Raw genomic sequence first — 20,340 nt, forward strand, 5'->3', positions numbered from 1 at the left:
CGTTGACAGCGGGAGCATCTCTCCACCGGCTGTCAACACTGTTGGCACACATCGTTGCGGGTGCAGTGGACCGCGCGTAGGGTCAAGCTATCGGGACCACACAGGCCCCCAAGTCAAAGGGGCCGACCATTTCTGACAAGTCGCCACGCCAGAGTATGACCAAGAAATCAGGGAAGTCGCTCAAGGAGAAACGCGCGGCCAAGCGGGACAACGCAGGCGACCCACACTCGACCGAGGGAGTTTTACACCCGAAAAAGCGTTGAGACTCCGTCAACTCGGCTCGCCGGATAAGCCAGGGGGAAGGAGGGGCCCGGGCGTAACCACGTCCGGGCCTTTCGATGCAAACACTCCCGCACGCCTGAAACCGCCACTCGCGTAGCATCGAATTGCTATGCGGATAGCCATCAGTGGAGCCGGGGTCGCCGGGGCGGCGCTCGCACACTGGCTGCACCGCACCGGCCACAGCCCGACGCTGATCGAGCGGGCGGCGGCATTCCGCACCGGCGGCTACATGATCGACTTCTGGGGCATCGGCTATCGGGTGACCCGAAAGATGGGCATCGAATCCGCCATCCGCGACGCGGGCTATGAAGTGGGGGCGGTGCGCTCGCTGCGATCTGACGGCGCCACCCGCGCCGAACTTCGCGTCGATGTGTTCCGCCGAATGGTCGGCGACGATCTCACCAGCCTGCCCCGCGGCGACCTGGCCGCCGCCATCTACCGCACTATCGAAGGCTCCGTGCCGACGCTGTTCGACGACAGCATCACCGGCATCGACCAGCATTCCGACGGGGTCCGGGTGACGTTCGAGAACGCACCGGCCGGCGACTTCGACCTCGTCATCGGCGCCGACGGCCTGCACTCCAACGTGCGCCGCCTGGCGTTCGGTCCCGAGGAGCGGTTCGAGCACTACTTGGGCTGCAAGGTCGCTGCCTGTGTGGTCGACGGCTACCGCGGCGGGTCTGGTTCCGACGCCTATCTCACGTACAGCGTTCCGGGGCGCCAGATCGGGCAGTTCACCTTGCGCGGCGACCGCACCATGTTCCTGTTCGTGTTCCGCGATGAGCATGACGACCGCGGTATGACGCCAAAAGAGCAGTTACACAACCAGTTCGACGATGCCGGATGGGAATCTCGACAGGTCCTGGCCGCGGTGGACCAGGTCGAGGATCTCTTCTTCGACGTGGTCAGCCAGATCCGGATGGACCGCTGGTCCGAAGACAGGGTGTTGTTGATCGGCGATGCGGCGGGCTGCATCTCCTTGCTGGGCGGCGAGGGCACCGGGCTGGCGATCACCGAGGCATACGCCCTGGCCGGGGAACTCGCCCGCGCTGGTGACGATCACCGCCGCGCCTTCGAGAGCTACGAGTCGCTGTTGCGGCCGTTCATCGAGGGCAAGCAGGCCGGTGCCGAACGACTGCTGGGTTTCTTCGCCACCAGGACCCGGTTCGGGTTGTGGTTCCGCGATGTCGCGATGCGCACGATGAACCTCGGACGCCCGGTGGCGGGGCTGTTCGCCGGCAGTCTGCGCGACAACCTCGACCTGCCCGATTACGGGATCGGCTAGCGCGGGGTGGCCTCGGCCCGGCTGCGATCGTCCTCGACCGAGGGCTCGCGGACGGTCCGCACACAGATCCGCGCCCCACGATCGGGCACCAGCGTGACGTGCTTGACCTGCTGCCGTTCGTCCGCGGCGGTCGTGGTGAAAAGATCCACCCGACACAGGATTTCGCGCAGCACCACCCGCAGCTCGACCATCGCGAAAGTCGCCCCCAGGCACCGGCGGTTGCCGCCGCCGAACGGGAACCAGGTGGTGGGCCCCAGCGTCACGCCGAGCATGCGGCCCGGGTCGAACCGGTCGGCGTCGGGATACACGTCGTCGCGTTCGTGCACCAGCCCGATGCCCGGGGCCACCATCACCCCGGCGGGCAGTCGGTAGCCGGCCACCTCCACCGGTTGTTTCAGCACCCGACCCACGTCGAACACCACCGGCCGGATCCGCAACGTTTCCTTGGCCACGGCGTCCAGGTACTCGTCGTCGCCGGTACGCGCGGCCCGCACCGCCTTGTCGAGTACCGCGGGATGACGGGTCAACCGCTCCAGCGCCCACGACAGTGCGGTCGCGGTCGTCTCATGCCCGGCGGCGAGCAGGGTCATCAGCTGATCTCGCAGCTCACGGTCGGTCATCGTGTGCCCGTCCGCATCGGCGGAACGCACCAGCATGGCCAGCACATCGGTGCGTGTCGCCAACTCCGGGTCGGCGCGCCGATCGGCAATCTCGGCGAACAACAGCTGGTCAGCATTCTCGATGTTGCGTTGCAGGGTCCGCCACGGACGCCGCCGCTGAAGGCCCGGGCTGGCGATGGCCAGCGTCTCCCACGGGCCGACACTGAGCAGCCGTGGCATGACCTCCCGCAACGCGGCCAGCCGGGCCGGATCCGACGCCCCGATGACGGTTCGCAGGATCACCTCCAGGGTGATCTCAGCCATCTTCGGCGCCGCCGCGAAGGGAGTGCCCACTGGCCAGCTCGCGACGTTCGCTGCGGCGATCTCAGCCATGATCTCGGTCTGGCGGGCCACGGCGTCGCGGTGAAACGGCGGGAGCATCTGCCGGCGGCGTTCGCGGTGTTCGTCCTCGTCGATCACCAGTACCGAACTGTCGCCGAGCAGCGTACTGAGCACCGAATTCGCTTCCCCGGCATGAAAAATTGTCGGATCTCCGGCGAACACCACCTTGATGTCGGCCGGGTCCGCCAGGTACACCATCGTGCCCATCGCCGTGATTCGCAGCGTGAATACGTCGCCGTAGCGTCGCCGGCAGGCCGATACGAACCGCGGCCAGTAACGGAGCATCAATGCGGCCTGTACGGCCCGGGGCAACGGCGGCCCCGGCGGTAGTGACGCGGTACCACCCATAACCCCACCATACGAGCAGTGGCGGCAAGCCGAAGGCCCGGACGCCGGCTTGCGTCCGGGCCTTGCCTCCCCCAGGCCTACTTGGCGTGGTTGCGCTGATGGTGGTGATGGACCGAGGAGCCGGGCTGAGGCATGTTGTGCTGGTGCGGGAAGGCCTGATGCGAGCTGGACGACGGCCCGGCGCTGAGGGTGGCGGAATCGGCGTGAGCGGTGGCGGCACCCAGGGCGATCAACGCGGGAGCGGCGGCCAGGGTGAATCCTGCGGCGATGCGGCGGGCGATGGTGCTCATGTCGACTCCTTTGTCGGATAAGGCTTTTCGTTGCTTCCGGTGTCCGTTCCGGCGTTGAAATAAGAATGCGCCGATCCGACCTTCGGGTGTATCGACCGACCGGCCCATCGACCGGACGAATCCCATGTCCCCCGATCGGGGGAACGAGCCCGGCCAGGTTCCGGCCGGCCTACGCTGGTCATAGGAGTGTGACCATGGCCAGTGGTGCGGTGAATCAAAAGGTCGCGCGGGGAAAGCTGCGCAAGACCAGCCGAGCCCCACGGGTGGTGCAAGCCGCCGCCGTCATCAAAGACACCCTGTTTGCCGACGTGTCTGAGTGGCAACGCCCGGTCGATGACAGCTACCCGTACCAGGTGCTCTCGATCCGGGTCAGCGACGGCACGTACCGCGACCACAATTTCGCGGCCAACTACTCGTGGATGCGCAGCGCCCTGGATTCCGGGCGGCTGGTATTCGGCATCGTCTACACCTACTGCCGGCCCAATTGGCTGGCCAACGCCACCACCGTGCGCGCGATGATCGACGCCAACGGGGGCGTGCACCCGCGTATCGCCCTGATGCTCGACGTCGAGCAGGGCGGTAACCCGCTCGGCGACGGCTCGGATTGGATCAACCTGCTCTACGGGAATCTGTCCGATTACACCGGCGACCGCGCCCGAATCATCGGCTACGGCAACGTCGGCGACCTGAACAGGATGTGGCGCACCAAACCAGGCGGGATCCGGCTCGTCGTCGCCGCGTACGGCAGCAACCCCGACTATCCCGGCAAGGTCGCCCACCAGTACACCGACGGCAGCGGGTTCGGTTTCGGATTGCCGCAGGGCGCACCGCCGTTCGGCAACTGCGATATGAACTCCGCCGACGGCCTCGACCCGGTGCAGTTCGCTGCGGCCTGCGGTATCGCCACCCCGTCACAGGAAGGCGCCGACCTGGTCTGAATGATCGGGATCCGGCATCAAAACCATTGCGCTGCAACGGATTACAATCAACATTCGGGCAACGTTGACACGGCCCCCATATCGGCGTCTACTGGGAGTACAGGGCGCGCCACCCGTTGATCGACAGCTTCTCCCTGTTCGACCACCAACGGCACAGGGACTGCAGAAGTAACGTTCCTTTTCGGGATCCCGGTCAGATGGGTGGCGCCGCTCGGAACACCGCGCGCCACCCCGCATTGGGCAGCGCGAGTTTGAAGATAGTCCGCACAGTCTGCAGGTACTGGCGGGTGAGCGACCCGCTGGTGTAGGGCAGGTTGTACTTGTCGCACAATGCGCGCACCCGCAGGCCGATCTCCGGCAAGCGATTACTGGGCAGGTCCGGGAACAGGTGGTGCTCGATCTGGTAGCACAGGTGCCCACTGGAAAATGCCAGCACCGGGCCGGCTTTGAAGTTGGCTGCGCCCAGCATCTGCCGCAGGTACCACTCACCGCGGCTCTCCTCTTGCAGCACTTCCGGGCCAAACCTCGCGGCGCCGTCAGGGAAATGTCCACAGACGATCACGACGTACGCCCACAGATTGCGCAGCACATTCGCGGTCAGATTCGCGACCAGGGTCCGCTTCCAGCGCCGCCCACTCAGCGCCGGCAGCACGACGTAGTCCTTGGTGAGCTGACGGCCGATCTTCGCGCGCAACTCCTGCCGCGCGGCATCTTTACCGCTGTCGGTGGTCGCCCGGTCCCGAGCGGAGTAGAAGTCGTGCAGGGCGATGCCCCATTCGAAGATGAGGGCCAACAGCACATTCCGCAGGGGCTGCACCAGATGTTGACGTTCCCATTGCTGGTCGCGGCTCATCCGGAGGATCCCGAAGCCCAGGTCATCGTCCACGCCCAGCACGTTGCTGAACACGTGATGTCGGTAATTGTGCGAATACCGCCACTGCGGCGACGGGCCCACCATGTCCCACTCCCAGGTGCTGGAGTGGATCTCGGGATCGTTCATCCAATCCCACTGGCCATGGCCGACGTTGTGCGCGAGTTCCATGTTCTCAACGGATTTCGCGTAAGCCAGCGTCGCCGTCCCGGCAAGCAATCCGGCCTTCGACCGGGTGCCGGCGATCAGTAACCGTGCGGCTACCTCGAGCGCCCGCTGGAACACGATGGTGCGTCGAATGTAAGCAGCATCCCGCGCACCGAGTGAATTCTCGATGTCGCTGCGGATGGTGTCGAGTTGAGCCGCGATCGCGTCGATGTCCGCGCAGCTCAACTTCGAGTATGCCGCGATATCTCTGATAGTCAGTTTCCAGGTCCGTCTGTGTAGGGCGGCATGGGTCCGGGCCACCTGGGAGTGAGTGCCTTCAGCCTAGGTGCGGATGCGGATCTCTGCCACAGCGCGACGTCGAGCACCCCTGACCTGGTCATACGCTGCGCTCCCCGTGCAATGCGCCCAGCAGTTCGGGCAGGGGGACGGTGGCAATGCGGATTGCGGCGTCGCCGACCCCGAACGGCAGCACCAAGGTGTCGGCGTGCACGAGCGCGCCGCAGGAGTACACGACATTGGGCACGTAACCGTCGCGTTCGTCGTCCGCCGCACTGAGCAGCGGTTCAGTGAGCCGACCGAGAATCCGGGTTGGATCGTCCAGGTCGAGCAGGAGGGCCCCGATCCGGTAGGTGCGCATGGGGCCGACGCCGTGGGTGAGCACCAGCCATCCATCCTCGGTCTCGATGGGTGGACCACAGTTTCCCAGTTGGAGCGCCTCCCAGGGCTGCGTCGGCTGCTGGCACGGCAACGAGCTCGTCCACACCGCCGGGTCGTCCGAATAGGCGATCGTGTTCGATTCCCGGTCTGATCGCGACATGGCCGCGAATCGTCCGCGGATCCGGCGCGGAAACAGGGCAAGTCCCTTGTTCGCGGCGGCCCGTCCGACCATCGGCACCGAGGTGAACGACCGGAAATCGGTGGTCGCAAGAAGCTGTTGGCTGATCTGCGAGCCGCTGTACGCCGTGTAGGTCGCGTAGAACGTGACCGCACCGTCGTTGTCAACGAAACGCACGAAACGCGCATCTTCCATGCCGGCGGCTTCTGCGCTGGTTGCGGGCCACAGCACACGTTCTGAGAGTGCGGTATCGCCGGAGAATTCGACCCCGTACGCGCGGTCCGCGATCGCTCGAATCAACGCGATTGTCGCCGGTGCATGCCGGCGGGTGCTGCGGTGTCGCTGCAACTGCTCCAGCCGCTCATCCAGGTCGGCACGGGTGAACCGATCGCCGAGCGCATCGAGCACATAGTCGGATGCCTCGCCTCGACCTTCCAGCCAGGCCAACTCGCTGCGAAACACATCCGCGTCGAGGAGCGTCGGCACAGTTGCACCGAGGGAGGCGAACGGTACCGGGTCGTCGACCACGACCCGGCCGGCATCATCGACGGTGCCGGTCCGGAAGCCGATCGATGACCGGTGCCCCTCCCCGATCCCCCGCACGCTCATCACGAATCTCACACTGCCCGTCGCGGTTCCGGATTGATCCGGGTGCACGACGATGCTGGGGTTGCACAGTGCGGCACCCTCGATCGCGTATTCACTGGTGAACACCGCGCCAAGCAACAACATTCGAGACTCGGATAGCTTCGCACCCAAAGCGAGCCGGTCGGCCAGCTCCGCGGCATGGCGCCGAAACGTGTCGATGAGGCCGTGGTGGCGATCACCGTGTCTGAGAAAGACATCGTCCAGCGCCGCCAGCACCTGGATCTCGTCCAGATCCAGGATCCGCCTGAGAACCTTGCCCGCCCGGGATTCCTGAAGTTCGAAACCCTCCTGACCCGGCACGAACAGCTGTGTGATCACCCGCGAATGGTCAGGTATCAACCACTGAGAACTGCGCGTGAGTGTTAGCGGACGGATCGACGTCATGGGGCGACATGGGAAAAGCGTTGTGCCTGTTGAAAAGTCGAGAGCACTGCCAGCGTCGACTCGGCACCCTGATTGCGGTTCACCCCATCGGCGTGCAACCCGTCGAATCCGCCACCGGTCTCGGGATCCCACATCAGCTCGCCGATATCGTTGGCACCCTGGAACCAGGCGGCGGCGGCCCGCACGGTTTCTGGCCAGATCGCGCTCGGATCGACAGCAGCCGCGCGGGCACATGCATCTGCCAGTGCGGCCACCTCGATCGGCTGCTGGTCGAATCCCGGCCGCGGATCATCGACGCCCCAGCCGCCGGCAGGGGTGACCGACAGGTGATCGCCGGCCGTTTCGCGCTCGACCAGCCATGCCAGCAGGTCCAGGCCCCGGTTGTACAGCGCCGAGTCTTCGATCGCGACGCCCGCGGCAATCATGGCTTCGGCGAGAACCGCATTGGCGTAGGTGAGTCTCGGTTCGGGCCAGGGCCAGGCCGGGTCACCGGTGGGCGCAGGAATACCGGCGACGTAGTCGGCGATGAGCGAGTGGGCGACGCTGTGCCCGGGGTGGGCGGAGAGCAGCTCAGCCGCTCCCAGCACCGCGAACGCCATCGCCCGTGGCCACACCGACCTCCGCTGTGCGCCACGCTGGAATTGATTGGCAGCCATCTTGCGGACCATGCCGACATCACTGTGTGCAGCGGCGGTTCCCAAGCCCCACAGGCAACGCCCCCAGGCGTCCTCCAACGCCGGTTCGTCGACCCACGCGCCGGAACTTTCCATCCGGTTGCGGCAAGCACCGGTGAGGGTCTGCGCCTCGTTGAGGAAGCGCATCGCCACGCCCGCGAGATGGTTCAGGTCCCGGTCGGGGCCGGGTGCGCGCGTGGCGACGATCAGTACGCGCGCCATATCGTCTGTGCAATAACCATTTTCGGCTCTCGGCTCGGCCAGACGGGCATGCTCGAAGGTTCCGCTGCCGTCCGTCATCCGCAGTAGGTGGTCGAAGCGGGGGATCGGCAGGTCGGTCACTGGAGTTCCGACCGGTCGGCCAGGATCTTCCGTGCAGTCGACAGGTAGGCATTGGCGACGACTGACCACGACATCATCGGTGCCAACCGACGCGCCTCGGCTGCCATCGCGCCGGCGAGGCGCGGTTGGGTGAGCACGCTGCGCAAGGCGGAGGTGAGTGCCTCTGGATTCTCGTGGTCGACCACGATGCCCGCCCCACTCCCGAGCAGCTCAACGGCATGAGGAAAGGCGGTAGCGACAACCGGCCGCCCATGGGCGACCGCGTCGACCAACACCCCGGAGGTGACCTGCTCTGTCGAGTCGTAGGGCAGCACCACTACGGCCGCGGAGCGGAGCAGAGCAGTCAGCGACGCCCCGTTGAGATAGCCGGAGTCGAAGTGCACCGCGTCGGCCAGGCCACTACGCCGTGCCTTTTCGATACAGAAGTCGCGGTAATCCTCGCCATCTGCAGCGAGCACCTTTGGATGCGTCCGGCCGGCTACCAGATACCGTGGCCGACCGTTGAGCTGATGCAGGTCGCCCATTGCGTCGATGACCCGCTCGATACCTTTTCCCGGCCCGAGCAAACCCCAAGTCAACAGGGTGGGCCTGCCTCCGCGCTTGGTCTGCGCAGGCGCCGGGACAATCGCACCATGCGGGATCGTGGTGACTTTTCTCCGCTCAACGTGGAAGCCGAGACACAGTCGCCGGTGAGCCGACTCGGACATGACGACGACCTGATCCGCCAGTGCCGCCACTATCTCCAGCACTGAACGCTGTTGGGGCGTCGGATCTTTGGGAACGGTGTGCAGAACGACGATCGACGGAACATCGAGGTCACCGATGATGTCGACAACCTCGGCGCCGTCAGGACCCCCGTATATGCCGTACTCGTGCTGGATGACGGCGATGTCATTCTGATTGAGCAGATCCGAACTGGCCGCGACCGATGCCGCGGATCCGTTGACCAACTCACCGACGACCCGACCCCCGCCAGACGGCGAACCATCAGAGACTCGAACGACACTCACATCCGTACCGGTAGCGGACAAACCATCCGCGAGCGCCGCACTGAAAGTCGCCAGACCACAAGGAGTCGGCGGATACGTACTGAGTATCCCGACTCTCAGAGGATCGGGATAGGCACGCACCCCTCTGGGGCCGGTCGGCAAGTGCAGAACGGCCGGAGCGCTCAAGACGAACCCGACATGATTTGGGCGCGAAGCGCTTCCATCGTGGCCAAGGCCGCGATGGAAACTTCTGAATCGTCAACATCTTTCGACTTTGACGGTCCCATATCCGCATGGTTGCCGATTACCCTCGGCTCGGTGATGTGCGTCATGTACTGCCCTCGCTTCGGCTCACGGCCGACATCTCGGGCCACTCCGAGCGCGTCAAGACCGTGTATGAACTGAACCGAATTTCGCGATACCGCAGGAAAACTCGCTGCTTTCCGCTAGCGCGTGGATCGATTGTGCCTATTGGCGGGATCCGGGCCAGAACACCAGTCAACGCTGCACCACAGGCATTGTCAACCGCGCCGACCTGTGCCGTTGCGCATAGCCGACCGTAGGCGGAGGGTTCCAGGAACCGGGACCGACACAGGCCCCCACATCAACGGGGCCGACATGGCCGACAAATCGCCGCGGCAAAGCCTGGCCAAGAAGTCCGGCAAATCCCTCAAAGAAAACGGTCCGCCAAACGTGTCAAAGGTGGCGATACGTCGTCCACAGATGACGTTCTGAACCCCAAGAAGCGCTAGATGTAGCTCCAGGCCTCTCGATCCGAAACGTGCGCCGGACCCCCTGACCGTTTACGATCAGCAAACACGGTCAAGGGGGTCTCATGTATGTGCAACGTGCGGTCGCCCCGGCCATCGCCGCTATCGCACTGGCAGGCGCTGCCCTCGGTGGTTGCAGTGTCAAGCAAACGAATGACCCCGACAGCACACAGGTCGACGTCCTGGGCAGCATGTTGGCCAGCGAATCGGAACTCAACACCATCCTGGGCACGACGGGCCTACGCCCCAAGACCGCGCTGCGTCAGCCCGCCAGGCTCGACGCCGACGAGCGCGCCTCACGCCCGGTCTGCCTGGCCGTCATCGGCAACGCCATGGACGAGATATACCGCGACAGTGGATTCCGGCAGTTCCGCGAGTCACTGTTCGCCGACGAGGATGTTGACCTCGAAGTCGATCAGGCCGTCACCGCCTTCGATACGCCCACGGCGGCGCGGGCACTCGTCACCCGCACGGTCGATACCTGGCGGCAATGCGCCGGTGACACGCTCAGGCTCACCTACGAGGGCAACCGTCAGCCCAGCTCCTTCACACTCGGCAACCCGAGCGTCGTCGACGACGTCGACGTCACCAACGAGCAGACGCCGACCAGCCCGCAGCAGGGCAGCCGCCGCGCGATCCTGTCCGTGGCCAACCTGGTGGTCGACGTGCGGATCACCGGAACCGACCTGACCGATAACCAGGTGGTGCAACTCGCCAAGGCCATCGCCGGGCGCAACGCGGTCTGACTGCCGCGAGGCGTCAGTGGAACGCCCCGTTGATCACGGGTTGGGTGATCATGCCTTTTTCCACACCCCACATGGTGGCGATGGTGCGGTACTCGCCGGTGCCCATCACGTGCTCCAGCGCCAACCGCAACGACTCTGCCAAACCGGAACCCTTGGCCACCGGCCATCCGTAGGGCGCCGAATCGAACACGTCACCGGCGGGCTCCAACGCACTGCCGCTCAGCTTGATCGCGAACCCCGTGACGGGTGAATCGGCGGTCATGGCGTCCACCTCACCGGCGATCAACGCGGCCGTCACCTCATCCTGATGGGTGCGCACCACCTTCTCGATGGGAGGAAGCCCCGCCGCCACGCAGGCGTCCGATTTGGCCGGGATCTCCTGTGTGTCCTGAATCGTGCTGTACGCCACGCCTATTCGCAGTCCACACGGAGAACCCGGATCGGCCGACGAGCCGGGCCGCCGTGCCCACAGCGTGCCCGCCTGGAAGTAGGTGACGAAGTCGGCCTGCTGCTCGCGCTCGGCGGTGTCGGTGATCGAGGACATGCCGACGTTGAAGTTGCCGTCCTGCACCGACGGTAGGATCCCGTCGAAACCGGTTTCGCGGAAGTCGGGCACCAGCCCCATCGCGCGGGCCACCGCCTTCATCAGGTCGATGTCGAACCCGACGATCTCGCCGCTGGAATTCTTGAACTCATTGGGCGCATACGGCACGTTCACCCCGACGACCAACCGCCCGGAGTCACGGATGTCGGCCGGCACCGTTTTCGCGATCTCGTCCACCGCACCCGTCGGCGCCTGCACCGGACCGGAACCCGCCGAACCCACCGCATTGGCCACCCGGTCCGGACCGCTCCCCCGCAGCTGCCACACCCCCACCGCGCACAGGGCGGCCACCAGCGCCGTCGCACCGGCGATCGCGGCCACCTTCTTGGACACCCGGACCCGGGTCGGAACCCGTTGCGCCGAATGCCGTCCCGACCGCCCGGCGGCACGGACCGGGACCGACAGCGCTTCCTTGGCCGCCACTGCCAGCGCCCCGGCACTCTGATAGCGCTTCGACGGCTTCTTGGCCATGCCCTTGGCGATCACCTCGTCGAAGGCCGCCAAGCGCGGGTCCTTGTCGGAAGCCCGCGGCGACGGGGACACCATGTGCCCGGCGATCTGCTGTTCGAGGCTGTCCGCCGGGTAGGGCCGTTCCCCGGTGAGGCATTCATAGAGCACGCACGCCAGGGCATAGATGTCCGAACGCGGATCGACCTTGCCACCGTCGAACCGCTCCGGCGCCATATAGGCCAGCGTGCCCAGGGTGCTGCCCGCAGTGGTCATCCCCGAGTCCCCCGCGGTACGGGCCAACCCGAAATCGATCAGGTACACGAAGTCGTTGTCGGCGATCAGGATGTTCGACGGCTTGACGTCGCGATGGATCAGCCCGGCCGCGTGCGCCCCGTCCAGCGCCTCAGCCACCTGCCCGACCATCCCGACCACGAACGCCGCGTCCAAGGGCTTGCCGGTCTTGGTGAGCATGGCGCCGAGGTTGCGGCCCTCGATCAGCCGCATGTCCAGATAGAGCCGGCCATCGATCTCGCCGTATCCGTGGATGGGCACCACATGCGGGTTGCTCACCCCCGCCGCGGCGTGCGACTCGCGACGGAACCGTTCCTGGAACGTCGCATCCTGCGCCAGATGCGGAGGCAGAACCTTGAGCGCGACGATGCGGTCGGTGTCGGAATCGTAGGCCTGGTAAACCTCGCCCATCCCGCCCCGACCGATCAGCTTCTGCAGCTGATAGTGCCCGAATGGGGTTGAATCCACCGTTCAACTCCTCCGGAGCGGCCAATTCGGCGTCGGCATGTCGATCGAAGCTACATCACGTTGCTCGCATGTGTCGGTCCAGATCACATCAGGCGAGCAAAAATTGTCGCCCACGGTGACGCGTGAGACCGATGTGAATTCGTAACGGTCCAGATCGCCACCAAACGCCGATATCGGCATCCGAGCCCGCTACCTTGGTCGCGGGCTTTGATAGCGCGTCTCTATAACGGGCGGGAAAGGGGGAACATGCGCGTCGACGGACGGGACATCACCGTCACCGGCAGCCTCCTGCAACCCCCGACCCGGCGCACCAACGACATCCTGCGTCTGACGCTGGCCGCGATCTTCCTGGCCACCGTCATCACCAGCTCGCTGATCACCCGCTACGAGTGGGAGGCACTGGAACGCTCCATCTCCGAGATCGTCGGCGTTCTGACCCCTACCCAGTCCAATCTGGTGTACCTGGCCTACGGCATCGCGATCTTGGCCCTGCCGTTCGTGATCCTGGTCAGCATCGTGTTGGGGCGGCAGTGGAAGCTGCTGGGCGCCTATGCCGCCGCGGCCCTGATCACCATCGTGTCGCTGTCGATCTCCGCCAACGGCATCGCCGCCCCCAAATGGCATTTCGACCTGTCCGACCGGCTCGACTCGCAGCTGTCGCAGTTCCTCGACGACCCCCGCTGGATCGGCATGCTCGCCGCGGTGCTCACGGTGTCCGGGCCGTGGCTGTCCCGCCGGCTGCGGCGCTGGTGGTGGACGCTGCTGCTGGCGTTCGTCCCCATCCACCTCGTGGTCAGCGCCGTGGTGCCGGCCCGCTCACTGCTGGGGCTGTCCGCGGGCTGGTTCGTCGGCGCCCTGGTGGTGTGGATCGTCGGCACCCCCGCGCTGGAAGTCCCCCTCGACGGTGCGGTGCGCGCCCTGGCCCGGCGCGGCTTCGTCGTCTCGGCGCTCACCGTGGTGCGCCCGGCCGGCACCGGCCCGCTGACGCTCGACGCGGCGTCCCAGGATCCGGACTCCAGCGCCGTCGTCGAGCTCTACGGCCCCAACCAACAGAGCGGCGGCGCCGTACGTCAGGTGTGGCGAAAGCTGCGCCTGCGCTCCAACGAGACCGCACCCCTGCAGACCTCGATGCGCCGGGCCGTCGAGCACCGGGCCCTGATGGCCATCGCCATCGGCGACCTGGGCCTGGCCAGCACCTCGACCATGTCGATGGCCGCGCTCGACCGCGGTTGGACGCTGTACGCGCACAACCGCAAACGCGGCATCCCGCTGGACCAGTGCACCGACGAGACCACCGTCGGGCGGGTGTGGAACGCGTTGCGCACCCTGCACGACCACCAGATCTCCCACGGCGACCTGCACTCCAACGAGATCACCGTCGACGACAGCGCCGTGCTGTTCGGTGGGTTCGGCAGCGCCGAATACGGTGCCACCGACGCCCAATTGCAGTCCGATATCGCGCAACTGCTCGTCACCACCACGGCGCTGTACGACCCGCAGTCCGCAGTGGCCGCGGCGATCGAGGCGTTCGGCCGCGACGCCGTGCTGACCGCGTCACGCCGCCTGACCAAGGCCGCGGTGCCGACCCGGGTCCGCGACGCCGTTCCCGACGCCAAGGCCGTGATGGCCGCCGCGCGCGACGAGGTGAAACGCCAGACGGGTGCCGACCAGATCCAGACCGAAACCATCACGCGGTTCACCCGAACCCAGGTGATCCAGCTGGTGTTGCTGGGGGCCCTGGTCTATGTGGCCTACCCGTTCATCAGCACCGTGCCGACGTTCTTCTCCGAACTGCGCACCGTGAACTGGTCATGGGCCGCACTCGGGCTGACCGTCTCGGCATTGACCTATGTCGGTGCGGCGGCCGCACTGTGGGCGTGCGCCGACGGGCTGGTGAGTTTCCGCAACCTCTCGATCATGCAGGTGGCCAACACCTTTGCCGCCACCACCACACCCGCCGGTGTCGGCGGCCTGGCCCTGAGCACCCGGTTCCTGCAGAAGGGCGGGCTGAGCACGACACGCGCCACCGCCGCGGTGGCCCTGCAACAGTCGGTGCAAGTGATCGTGCACGTGATCCTGCTGATCCTGTTCAGCACCGCGGCCGGCGCCTCGGCCGACCTATCGCATTTCGTGCCGAGTTCCACGATCCTGTACCTCATCGCCGGGCTCGCGCTCGGACTCATCGGCGCGTTCCTGGCCGTGCCCAAACTACGACGCTGGCTGGCGTCCTCGGTGCGGCCGAAACTCGAAGAGGTCACCGCAGACCTGGTCAAACTGGCCCGCGAACCTCAACGACTGGCCCTGATCGTGCTGGGCGCGGCAGGCACGACTCTCGGTGCGGCCCTGGCACTGTGGGCCAGCGTCGAGGCATTCGGCGGAACCACCTCATTCGTCACCGTCACGGTCGTGACGATGGTCGGCGGCACCCTGGCCTCAGCGGCCCCCACCCCCGGCGGTGTCGGCGCGGTCGAGGCCGCGCTGATCGGTGGTCTGGCCGCCTTCGGCGTGCCCGCCGGGATCGCGGTGCCCGCGGTACTGCTCTACCGGGTGCTGACCTGCTGGCTGCCGGTGTTCATCGGCTGGCCGGTGATGCGCTGGCTGACGAAGCACGAGATGATCTAGATCGGCATGCGGTAGCCGTAGAACTCGTGGTCCTCGTTGTACCCGCCGTGTCCCCATCCGACCTCACGGAAATCCGCCACGAACTCGACCGCCTCGATCCACTTGACCTGTTTGAAGCCGAGCTCCAACTCGTTACGCAGCCGCAACGGCGCACCGTGCGCCTCGCTGAGCATTTCGCCATTCATCTCATAGGCCAACAACGCCATCGGCTCACGCATGTGCTCGATGCGGTGGCAGTCGTAGTAGCGCCCATGACCGGGTTCGGCCCCTTCGGCGAACGAGTAGAACACCACCCACTTCGCCTCCGCTAGCGGCTGCACCAGCGCCAGAATGTCGGCCATCCGCACCCCACCCCACTTGGCCACCCCCGACCAGCCCTGGATGCAGTAGTGCTGGGTGATCTGCTCATGTTTGGGCATCGCCAGCAGCTCCGGATAGGACAGTTCAACGGGATTGGCGACCAGGCCCTCGATACGCAACCGGTACTGCAACCAGTCCCCGCGCTGCAGCCAGCGGTAATTCTCGGAGTTGGGCAGGGTGCCGTTGGACCACAAGTAGGGAGAAATATCCTTGTCCCGGTATGACATTCGGGGATGAGTGCGCTCCATCCAGGCCTTCGCCCACCCGACAGTGAACCGCCCGGCGTTCTGCACCACCCTGGGATAACGAATCGTCACCGGCGAGGCCGCCAACCACAGAGCGACGACCAGCGCGGCCGCCAGGCCGAATACCGCCAGCGCCCAATAGGAATCGGTGTCGGTACCTAGTGTGATGTGAGTGAGGTTCTCCACCGCGCCCGTGGTCATCACCATGGTGACGTGGATGACGATGAAGACCACCATCCACAACCAGACTGCGAAATGCACAGTCCGGGCGACCTGACGGTTCAACGGTCCCCGGCCGGTGCCGAACCGGGCCGCGATCGCCGGCGCTTGCAGCAGGCCGGTGACGAATGCCAGTGGCGCGGCCACGAAGACCGTCAGGAAGTAGGCCAGGATCTGCATGCCGTTGTAGGCGGTAAACCCCTGGTTCACCGGGAAATTCAACGAGGCGTACTGCACCGCGGTCGACAGCGCATTCGGGAACACGTCCCACGACTGCGGCACGATCCGCTGCCACTGCCCGGTGCTGAACAACAGCACGTAGAACAGCGCACCGTTGATCAACCACAGCAGGTCGAAACTGAAATGCCACCATCGGGCCAAACCAATGGAGTGTCGGAAACCCGGTATTCCCAACCATTTCGGCAAACTCACTGCATCGTCCTTGGACGTCCACACCCGCGCCGGATCGCTCTTGTCCATCCGGTCGGCGGGCACCTGGCCACGCATCCGCAACCACTCGGTGCCGGGCCGGCAACCCGAATTCAGATACAGCCGTGGATGATCGGCCAGGATCTGCAGCCCGGATCGCAGAATGAACAGCATGAAGACGATGTTGAAAAAGTGCTGCCACCGCAGCCACGCCGGGAAACCGCCGGTTACCGCGGGCGCGTATCTGGTCGAGGTGCCCGGATAGCGCGTGATGAAGCCCTGCATCCAGCCGTACTCACGTAGCTGTTGGGCCACCGCGACAGCGACGAGCAGGCCGACGGCACCCAGGGCGATCAACCACAGCGCGTTGACCCAGTGCCGACCCAAACGAACCGTCGGGAAGCGGGCCGGCACTTGCGGTATGCCGCCGCCGAACTGCAGTTCATCGACGCGTTCGTGCAGCACCCTGGCCGGGTGATGGTGATCTAGCAGCGACTCCAACCGGTTATCGACGGCCATGCCCCGACCTCCTCATCACCGCGCATCACAGGATCCACGGAAAATTCCCGTACATCGGGAAGGTGTTGATGAACGGCGGAGCATCGTTGATCTGCGCGTTGCCCGGTGAGATGCACATACTGCCGACGTTGGTGGTAGTGCAGGTCTGCGGGGCCGGCTTGATGTGCTGACTGCCGGTCGCTACCGGTGCGGCTCCCGCCAGGGGCGCCAAGATGAGAGACACCGCGACGCCGGCCGTGGCCAGCGCGGCGGCAGGGAATATTCGCATGATCCGCCACCTTCCATATGTTTTTGTATGGTGCAACTCCAAGTTAGCTCCGCCAGCTGGGCATTCCCTGTGATGAACGTGAGCGGAACCGAGAACTTCGCGAAGAGCAGCCCGGCCACCCCGGCGGAATCCGTGCACCCGGGCCCGGCCCGACAGTGCAATGATGATTTGCCATGGACAGCTCCGACCCCGCTCAGCTGATCCGCCATGCCGATGCGGCGCTCGCCGGTATCGGCAAACTTCGTGCCGAGATCGCCGACCGCATCCACGCGAGCACTGACGGGGTGGTGAACCGGACGCTGCAGGCCGCGCCACTGGAGCACGTGCGCCCCTACCTGGCCCGGGGCGCCCGTCTCGGCGGGCTGGCCAACTCCGAGTACCGCACGGCCGCCGACGTCCTCACCGTGCCGGCCCGGCTGTTGACCCAGGTGCCCGGGGTCGACATCGAGGCCGCACAGTCGGTGCAGGCCGCGGCACAGGCGATGGCCGAACACATCCGCACCACCACGCGCCCCCAGCTACGCGATGAGGACACCGCGCTCCTGACCTCGCTGCTGACATTGGTCCACGCCGATGCCCCGGTCAAACAGTTGCGCCGACTGATGCCGCGGCTGCGCAGCCATACCGCCTCCGATCAGTTACGGGAATCGGTCGGCGAGCTGGTCGACCGGATCGAGGAGGCCCACCACTCCCAGGGCGACCCGTGGGGTTCGTACCGCGCCGACCCGCGGCCGATCGACCAGTTGATGAGTGAATTCGCTTCCGGGACAACCGATGTGGATGCCAGCCAGGGGTTTGTCGGGGCGGAGGTGGCCGCGCAGGTCGAGCAGACCGTACTGAACCGCTCACTGCTGCAGACCGAATTGCGTGGGTACCAGGAGTTCGGCGCCCGCTATGCGGTGGCGCGCGAACGGGTTCTGCTATGCGACGACCTGGGGCTCGGCAAAACCCTGCAGGCATTGGCGGTCGTCGCGCACCTGGCCGCCGTCGAACAGCTGCGCCACACCCTGGTGATCTGCCAGCCCAACACCGGAATCCATTGGGCCGCAGAAACAGCCAAGCACACCACGTTGCGGGCGATCGAGATCCGCGGCCGTGAGCGTGATGCCCGCCTGGAGAATTGGAAGACCGCCGGAGGCGTGGCCGTCGTCTCCTACGACACCGTGGCGCGCATCAAGCTGCCCGAACGTCCCGGCCTGGTCATCGTCGACGAGGCACACCTGCTGCGCGACCCGAAATCCGACCGGTCCCGCGCCGTCCGCAACGTGTTGACCTCCGACAACCGCGTGCTGTTCCTGTCGGGTGTGCCGATGCACCAACGGATCGGTGGTTTCCGCCACCTCGCCGATTTCCTGCAGCCAGACGTCGCGGGCAAGGTGGCGCCGAACGCGGGCGACCGCGGATCGATCGCCTTCCGCCGGGCAGTGGACCGGGTGTACCTGCGACGCGACTACCGCGACGTGGTCGACGAACTGCCGGTGCGGATCTCCACCGAGGAATGGGTGCGGCCCACTCGGGCGGACCGCGAGCGCTACGGCCAGGCCGTCACCAGCGGCAACTTCAGCGCGATCCGGCAGGCGGCCTGGCCGTCCGGTTCGCCGACGCCGGCCGCCAAGCTGGACCGACTCGTCGAACTCACCAACGAGGCCCACATCAATGGGGCCAGGGTGGTGGTGTTCTCCCACTTTCCCGCCGTGCTCGAGGTGATTCGGAAAGCCTTGCCGGGAAACACCTTCGGAACCATCGACGCATCAGTACCCGATCAGCAGGCCGTCGTCGACGCATTCGCCACCGACCGCGGGCCGGCCACCCTGCTGGCCCACATCGGTGCAGGCAAGCTGGACCTGCGCCGACTGGACGCCCCGGTGGTGTTCATCATCGCCGAACCCCAGTGGCAGCCGCGCGCCGAACGGCAGCTGATCGGACGCACCCAGCGGCTCAGCGAACTGCACACCGTGCGGGTCTACCGCTTGCTGGCCAGGGGCACCGTCGACGAGCAGATCCGCCGCCTGGCCCAGCACCCCGACCAGGCTCCCCCGCATCAGGACGAGGTGGTGCGGGCCGAGCAGGCCCGGATCGCCCGGTCCGGGCTCACCACCAGGTTCAGTGGAAACGGTTGATGATCGGGATGCGCTCGATGATCCGGTCCCGCAGCCGCGGCTGCGGGTAGGTCACCGGCGGCGGCACATACGGCGGAGGGCTGTAGACCGGGGCCGGCGCGGGCGGCACATAGACCGGAGCCGGCGCGGGTGCCGGAGCGGCAGGAAGCTGAGCGGGCGGTTGATGTGCCGGCGGGCTGACCTGCTCGACCGCCTGCGCCGGCGGCGGGGCCGCGGGAGTGTGCGGCGGCGCCGCTGGTGCCGGCTTGGTCGCAGCCTTGTCCACCGACTTGTGTACCGGTTTCGGTGCCGGCCCCGCCTCGGGGGCCGATTCATGGATACCGGCGGCCTGCGCCGTCTCCGATACCGCTCCCGGATGCAGATGCAGGCCGACCGCCGCCGAGGTCGCGACGACGAGCGCCACCAATGCCCCACCGATCACCGACGACAGGGCTCCGACCTTGGTCCAGTGCACCGCCTTGGCGGGCGCGGCCGCGGTATTCACCGCGAGCGCTGCTGCCAGGCCCGCACCCCGGGCAAACGCCAGATCGGATTCGTTGGCGGTGATCACCGCGGCCGGGATGGACTCAGCCAGTGCGGCAACGATCGGACCGTCCGCATCGGAACCCAGGACGAACAGGGCACTGATCGGTCGGCCGGTGAGGGCCAGGAGCCCGGCGATGTCGGCGACGAACGTCTCAGAACGCTCGATGCGGTCGGCACTGACATCGTCGGGCGTCACGATCGCCACTACCGCGGCGTCGGGTTCGACGACGCAGACCGCGATGTCGTCGTGCTCGGTGATCTCGGCGATGCCACTGGCCAACATGCCCGTCGCCTCGATCTCCGACACCGCGAACACATTTCCGTAGCCCCGGGTGTCCAGGGACTGCATGATGTGGCCGGCCAGCGGCGCAGCATCATTCGTCCAGGTCACACCGATCGCGTGAATGCGATGCCCGCCCTCGAGTTCGGTGTCGTCCACCAAGCCGCGCAGCAGGCCGTCGGGGTCATAACCGGCGACGTCATCGAGGGAGATCGCGCCGCGGTCAACCGGACGCCCCTCGCCCGTCGTGCCTTCGACAAGCACCCACCGAACGGCTCTCGAAGTCATCGCGAGGCCGAGCACGAGATCCATCCCGATCCCCCGATCTGCCTAGTCAGTCATCAGTCAGGTTACCGGTGTGGCGTGGCT

15 protein-coding genes are annotated in these 20,340 nt (G+C 66.2%); 5 read left to right on the forward strand and 10 right to left on the reverse strand.

The features are described 5' to 3' along the window. Positions 1-391: 391 nt before the first annotated feature. Entirely contained in the window at positions 392-1,567 is a 1,176-nt protein-coding gene (locus tag JOF57_RS20285) for an FAD-binding domain (RefSeq protein WP_209919371.1), read from the forward strand. On the opposite strand, the gene JOF57_RS20290 is transcribed toward JOF57_RS20285, so the two are convergent. Together JOF57_RS20290 and JOF57_RS20295 are read right to left on the reverse strand one after the other, a co-directional pair. Further along, positions 1,564-2,916 carry a cytochrome P450 gene (locus JOF57_RS20290; RefSeq protein WP_209919373.1) on the reverse strand — a complete coding sequence of 451 codons (1,353 nt, stop codon included), beginning with the start codon at positions 2,914-2,916 and terminating at the stop codon, positions 1,564-1,566. The two genes, JOF57_RS20285 and JOF57_RS20290, sit on opposite strands and share 4 nt — an antisense overlap. Before the next feature lie 77 nt (positions 2,917-2,993). Beyond that, positions 2,994-3,206, reverse strand: a complete 213-nt coding sequence (locus JOF57_RS20295; protein ID WP_209919375.1) for a hypothetical protein — start codon at positions 3,204-3,206, stop codon at positions 2,994-2,996. Between the two features lie 263 nt (positions 3,207-3,469). On the opposite strand from JOF57_RS20295, the gene JOF57_RS20300 reads away from it, so the two are divergent. Beyond that, on the forward strand, positions 3,470-4,144 hold the full coding sequence (locus JOF57_RS20300; protein WP_407666639.1) for a glycoside hydrolase family 25 domain-containing protein: 675 nt from the start codon (positions 3,470-3,472) through the stop codon (positions 4,142-4,144). A gap of 193 nt (positions 4,145-4,337) precedes the next feature. Here the strand turns inward: JOF57_RS20300 and JOF57_RS20305 are convergent, their stop codons facing one another. From JOF57_RS20305 to JOF57_RS20320, 4 genes are all read right to left on the reverse strand, one after another. Next, positions 4,338-5,441 (reverse strand): fatty acid desaturase family protein, encoded by a 1,104-nt coding sequence (locus JOF57_RS20305; RefSeq protein ID WP_209923529.1) that lies wholly within the window; start codon positions 5,439-5,441, stop codon positions 4,338-4,340. A gap of 118 nt (positions 5,442-5,559) precedes the next feature. Beyond that, positions 5,560-7,050 (reverse strand): glycoside hydrolase family 130 protein, encoded by a 1,491-nt coding sequence (locus JOF57_RS20310; RefSeq protein ID WP_209919377.1) that lies wholly within the window; start codon positions 7,048-7,050, stop codon positions 5,560-5,562. After that, positions 7,047-8,024 (reverse strand): glycosyltransferase, encoded by a 978-nt coding sequence (locus tag JOF57_RS20315; RefSeq protein WP_209923531.1) that lies wholly within the window; start codon positions 8,022-8,024, stop codon positions 7,047-7,049. The genes JOF57_RS20310 and JOF57_RS20315 overlap by 4 nt, the downstream gene beginning before the upstream one ends. A gap of 38 nt (positions 8,025-8,062) precedes the next feature. Continuing rightward, positions 8,063-9,196, reverse strand: a complete 1,134-nt coding sequence (locus JOF57_RS20320) for a glycosyltransferase (RefSeq protein WP_209923533.1) — start codon at positions 9,194-9,196, stop codon at positions 8,063-8,065. Between the two features lie 694 nt (positions 9,197-9,890). On the opposite strand from JOF57_RS20320, the gene JOF57_RS20325 reads away from it, so the two are divergent. After that, positions 9,891-10,571 (forward strand): sensor domain-containing protein, encoded by a 681-nt coding sequence (locus tag JOF57_RS20325; RefSeq protein ID WP_209919378.1) that lies wholly within the window; start codon positions 9,891-9,893, stop codon positions 10,569-10,571. 13 nt (positions 10,572-10,584) lie between these two features. Here the strand turns inward: JOF57_RS20325 and stpK7 are convergent, their stop codons facing one another. Further along, positions 10,585-12,384: a serine/threonine protein kinase StpK7 gene (gene stpK7 / locus JOF57_RS20330; RefSeq protein WP_209919379.1), complete on the reverse strand. Its 1,800-nt coding sequence runs from the start codon at positions 12,382-12,384 to the stop codon at positions 10,585-10,587. A gap of 246 nt (positions 12,385-12,630) precedes the next feature. Here stpK7 and JOF57_RS20335 point away from each other — a divergent pair, with 246 nt between their 5' ends. Beyond that, positions 12,631-15,006 (forward strand): lysylphosphatidylglycerol synthase transmembrane domain-containing protein, encoded by a 2,376-nt coding sequence (locus JOF57_RS20335; protein ID WP_209919381.1) that lies wholly within the window; start codon positions 12,631-12,633, stop codon positions 15,004-15,006. On the opposite strand, the gene JOF57_RS20340 is transcribed toward JOF57_RS20335, so the two are convergent. Then, positions 15,003-16,778 carry a molybdopterin-dependent oxidoreductase gene (locus tag JOF57_RS20340; protein ID WP_209919384.1) on the reverse strand — a complete coding sequence of 592 codons (1,776 nt, stop codon included), beginning with the start codon at positions 16,776-16,778 and terminating at the stop codon, positions 15,003-15,005. The genes JOF57_RS20335 and JOF57_RS20340 overlap by 4 nt on opposite strands. Before the next feature lie 25 nt (positions 16,779-16,803). Then, positions 16,804-17,046, reverse strand: coding sequence for a hypothetical protein (locus JOF57_RS20345; RefSeq protein WP_209919387.1), 243 nt, complete (start codon positions 17,044-17,046; stop codon positions 16,804-16,806). A gap of 173 nt (positions 17,047-17,219) precedes the next feature. On the opposite strand from JOF57_RS20345, the gene JOF57_RS20350 reads away from it, so the two are divergent. Beyond that, the gene (locus tag JOF57_RS20350; RefSeq protein WP_209919389.1) at positions 17,220-19,166 is read left to right on the forward strand and encodes an SNF2-related protein; all 1,947 of its coding nucleotides are present in this window, start codon (positions 17,220-17,222) and stop codon (positions 19,164-19,166) included. On the opposite strand, the gene JOF57_RS20355 is transcribed toward JOF57_RS20350, so the two are convergent. Continuing rightward, on the reverse strand, positions 19,150-20,283 hold the full coding sequence (locus JOF57_RS20355) for a DUF7159 family protein (protein ID WP_209919391.1): 1,134 nt from the start codon (positions 20,281-20,283) through the stop codon (positions 19,150-19,152). The genes JOF57_RS20350 and JOF57_RS20355 overlap by 17 nt on opposite strands. Positions 20,284-20,340: the final 57 nt, after the last annotated feature.

Origin of the sequence: Mycolicibacterium lutetiense (assembly GCF_017876775.1) — a bacterium.
GTDB classification, from domain to species: Bacteria; Actinomycetota; Actinomycetes; order Mycobacteriales; family Mycobacteriaceae; genus Mycobacterium; species Mycobacterium lutetiense.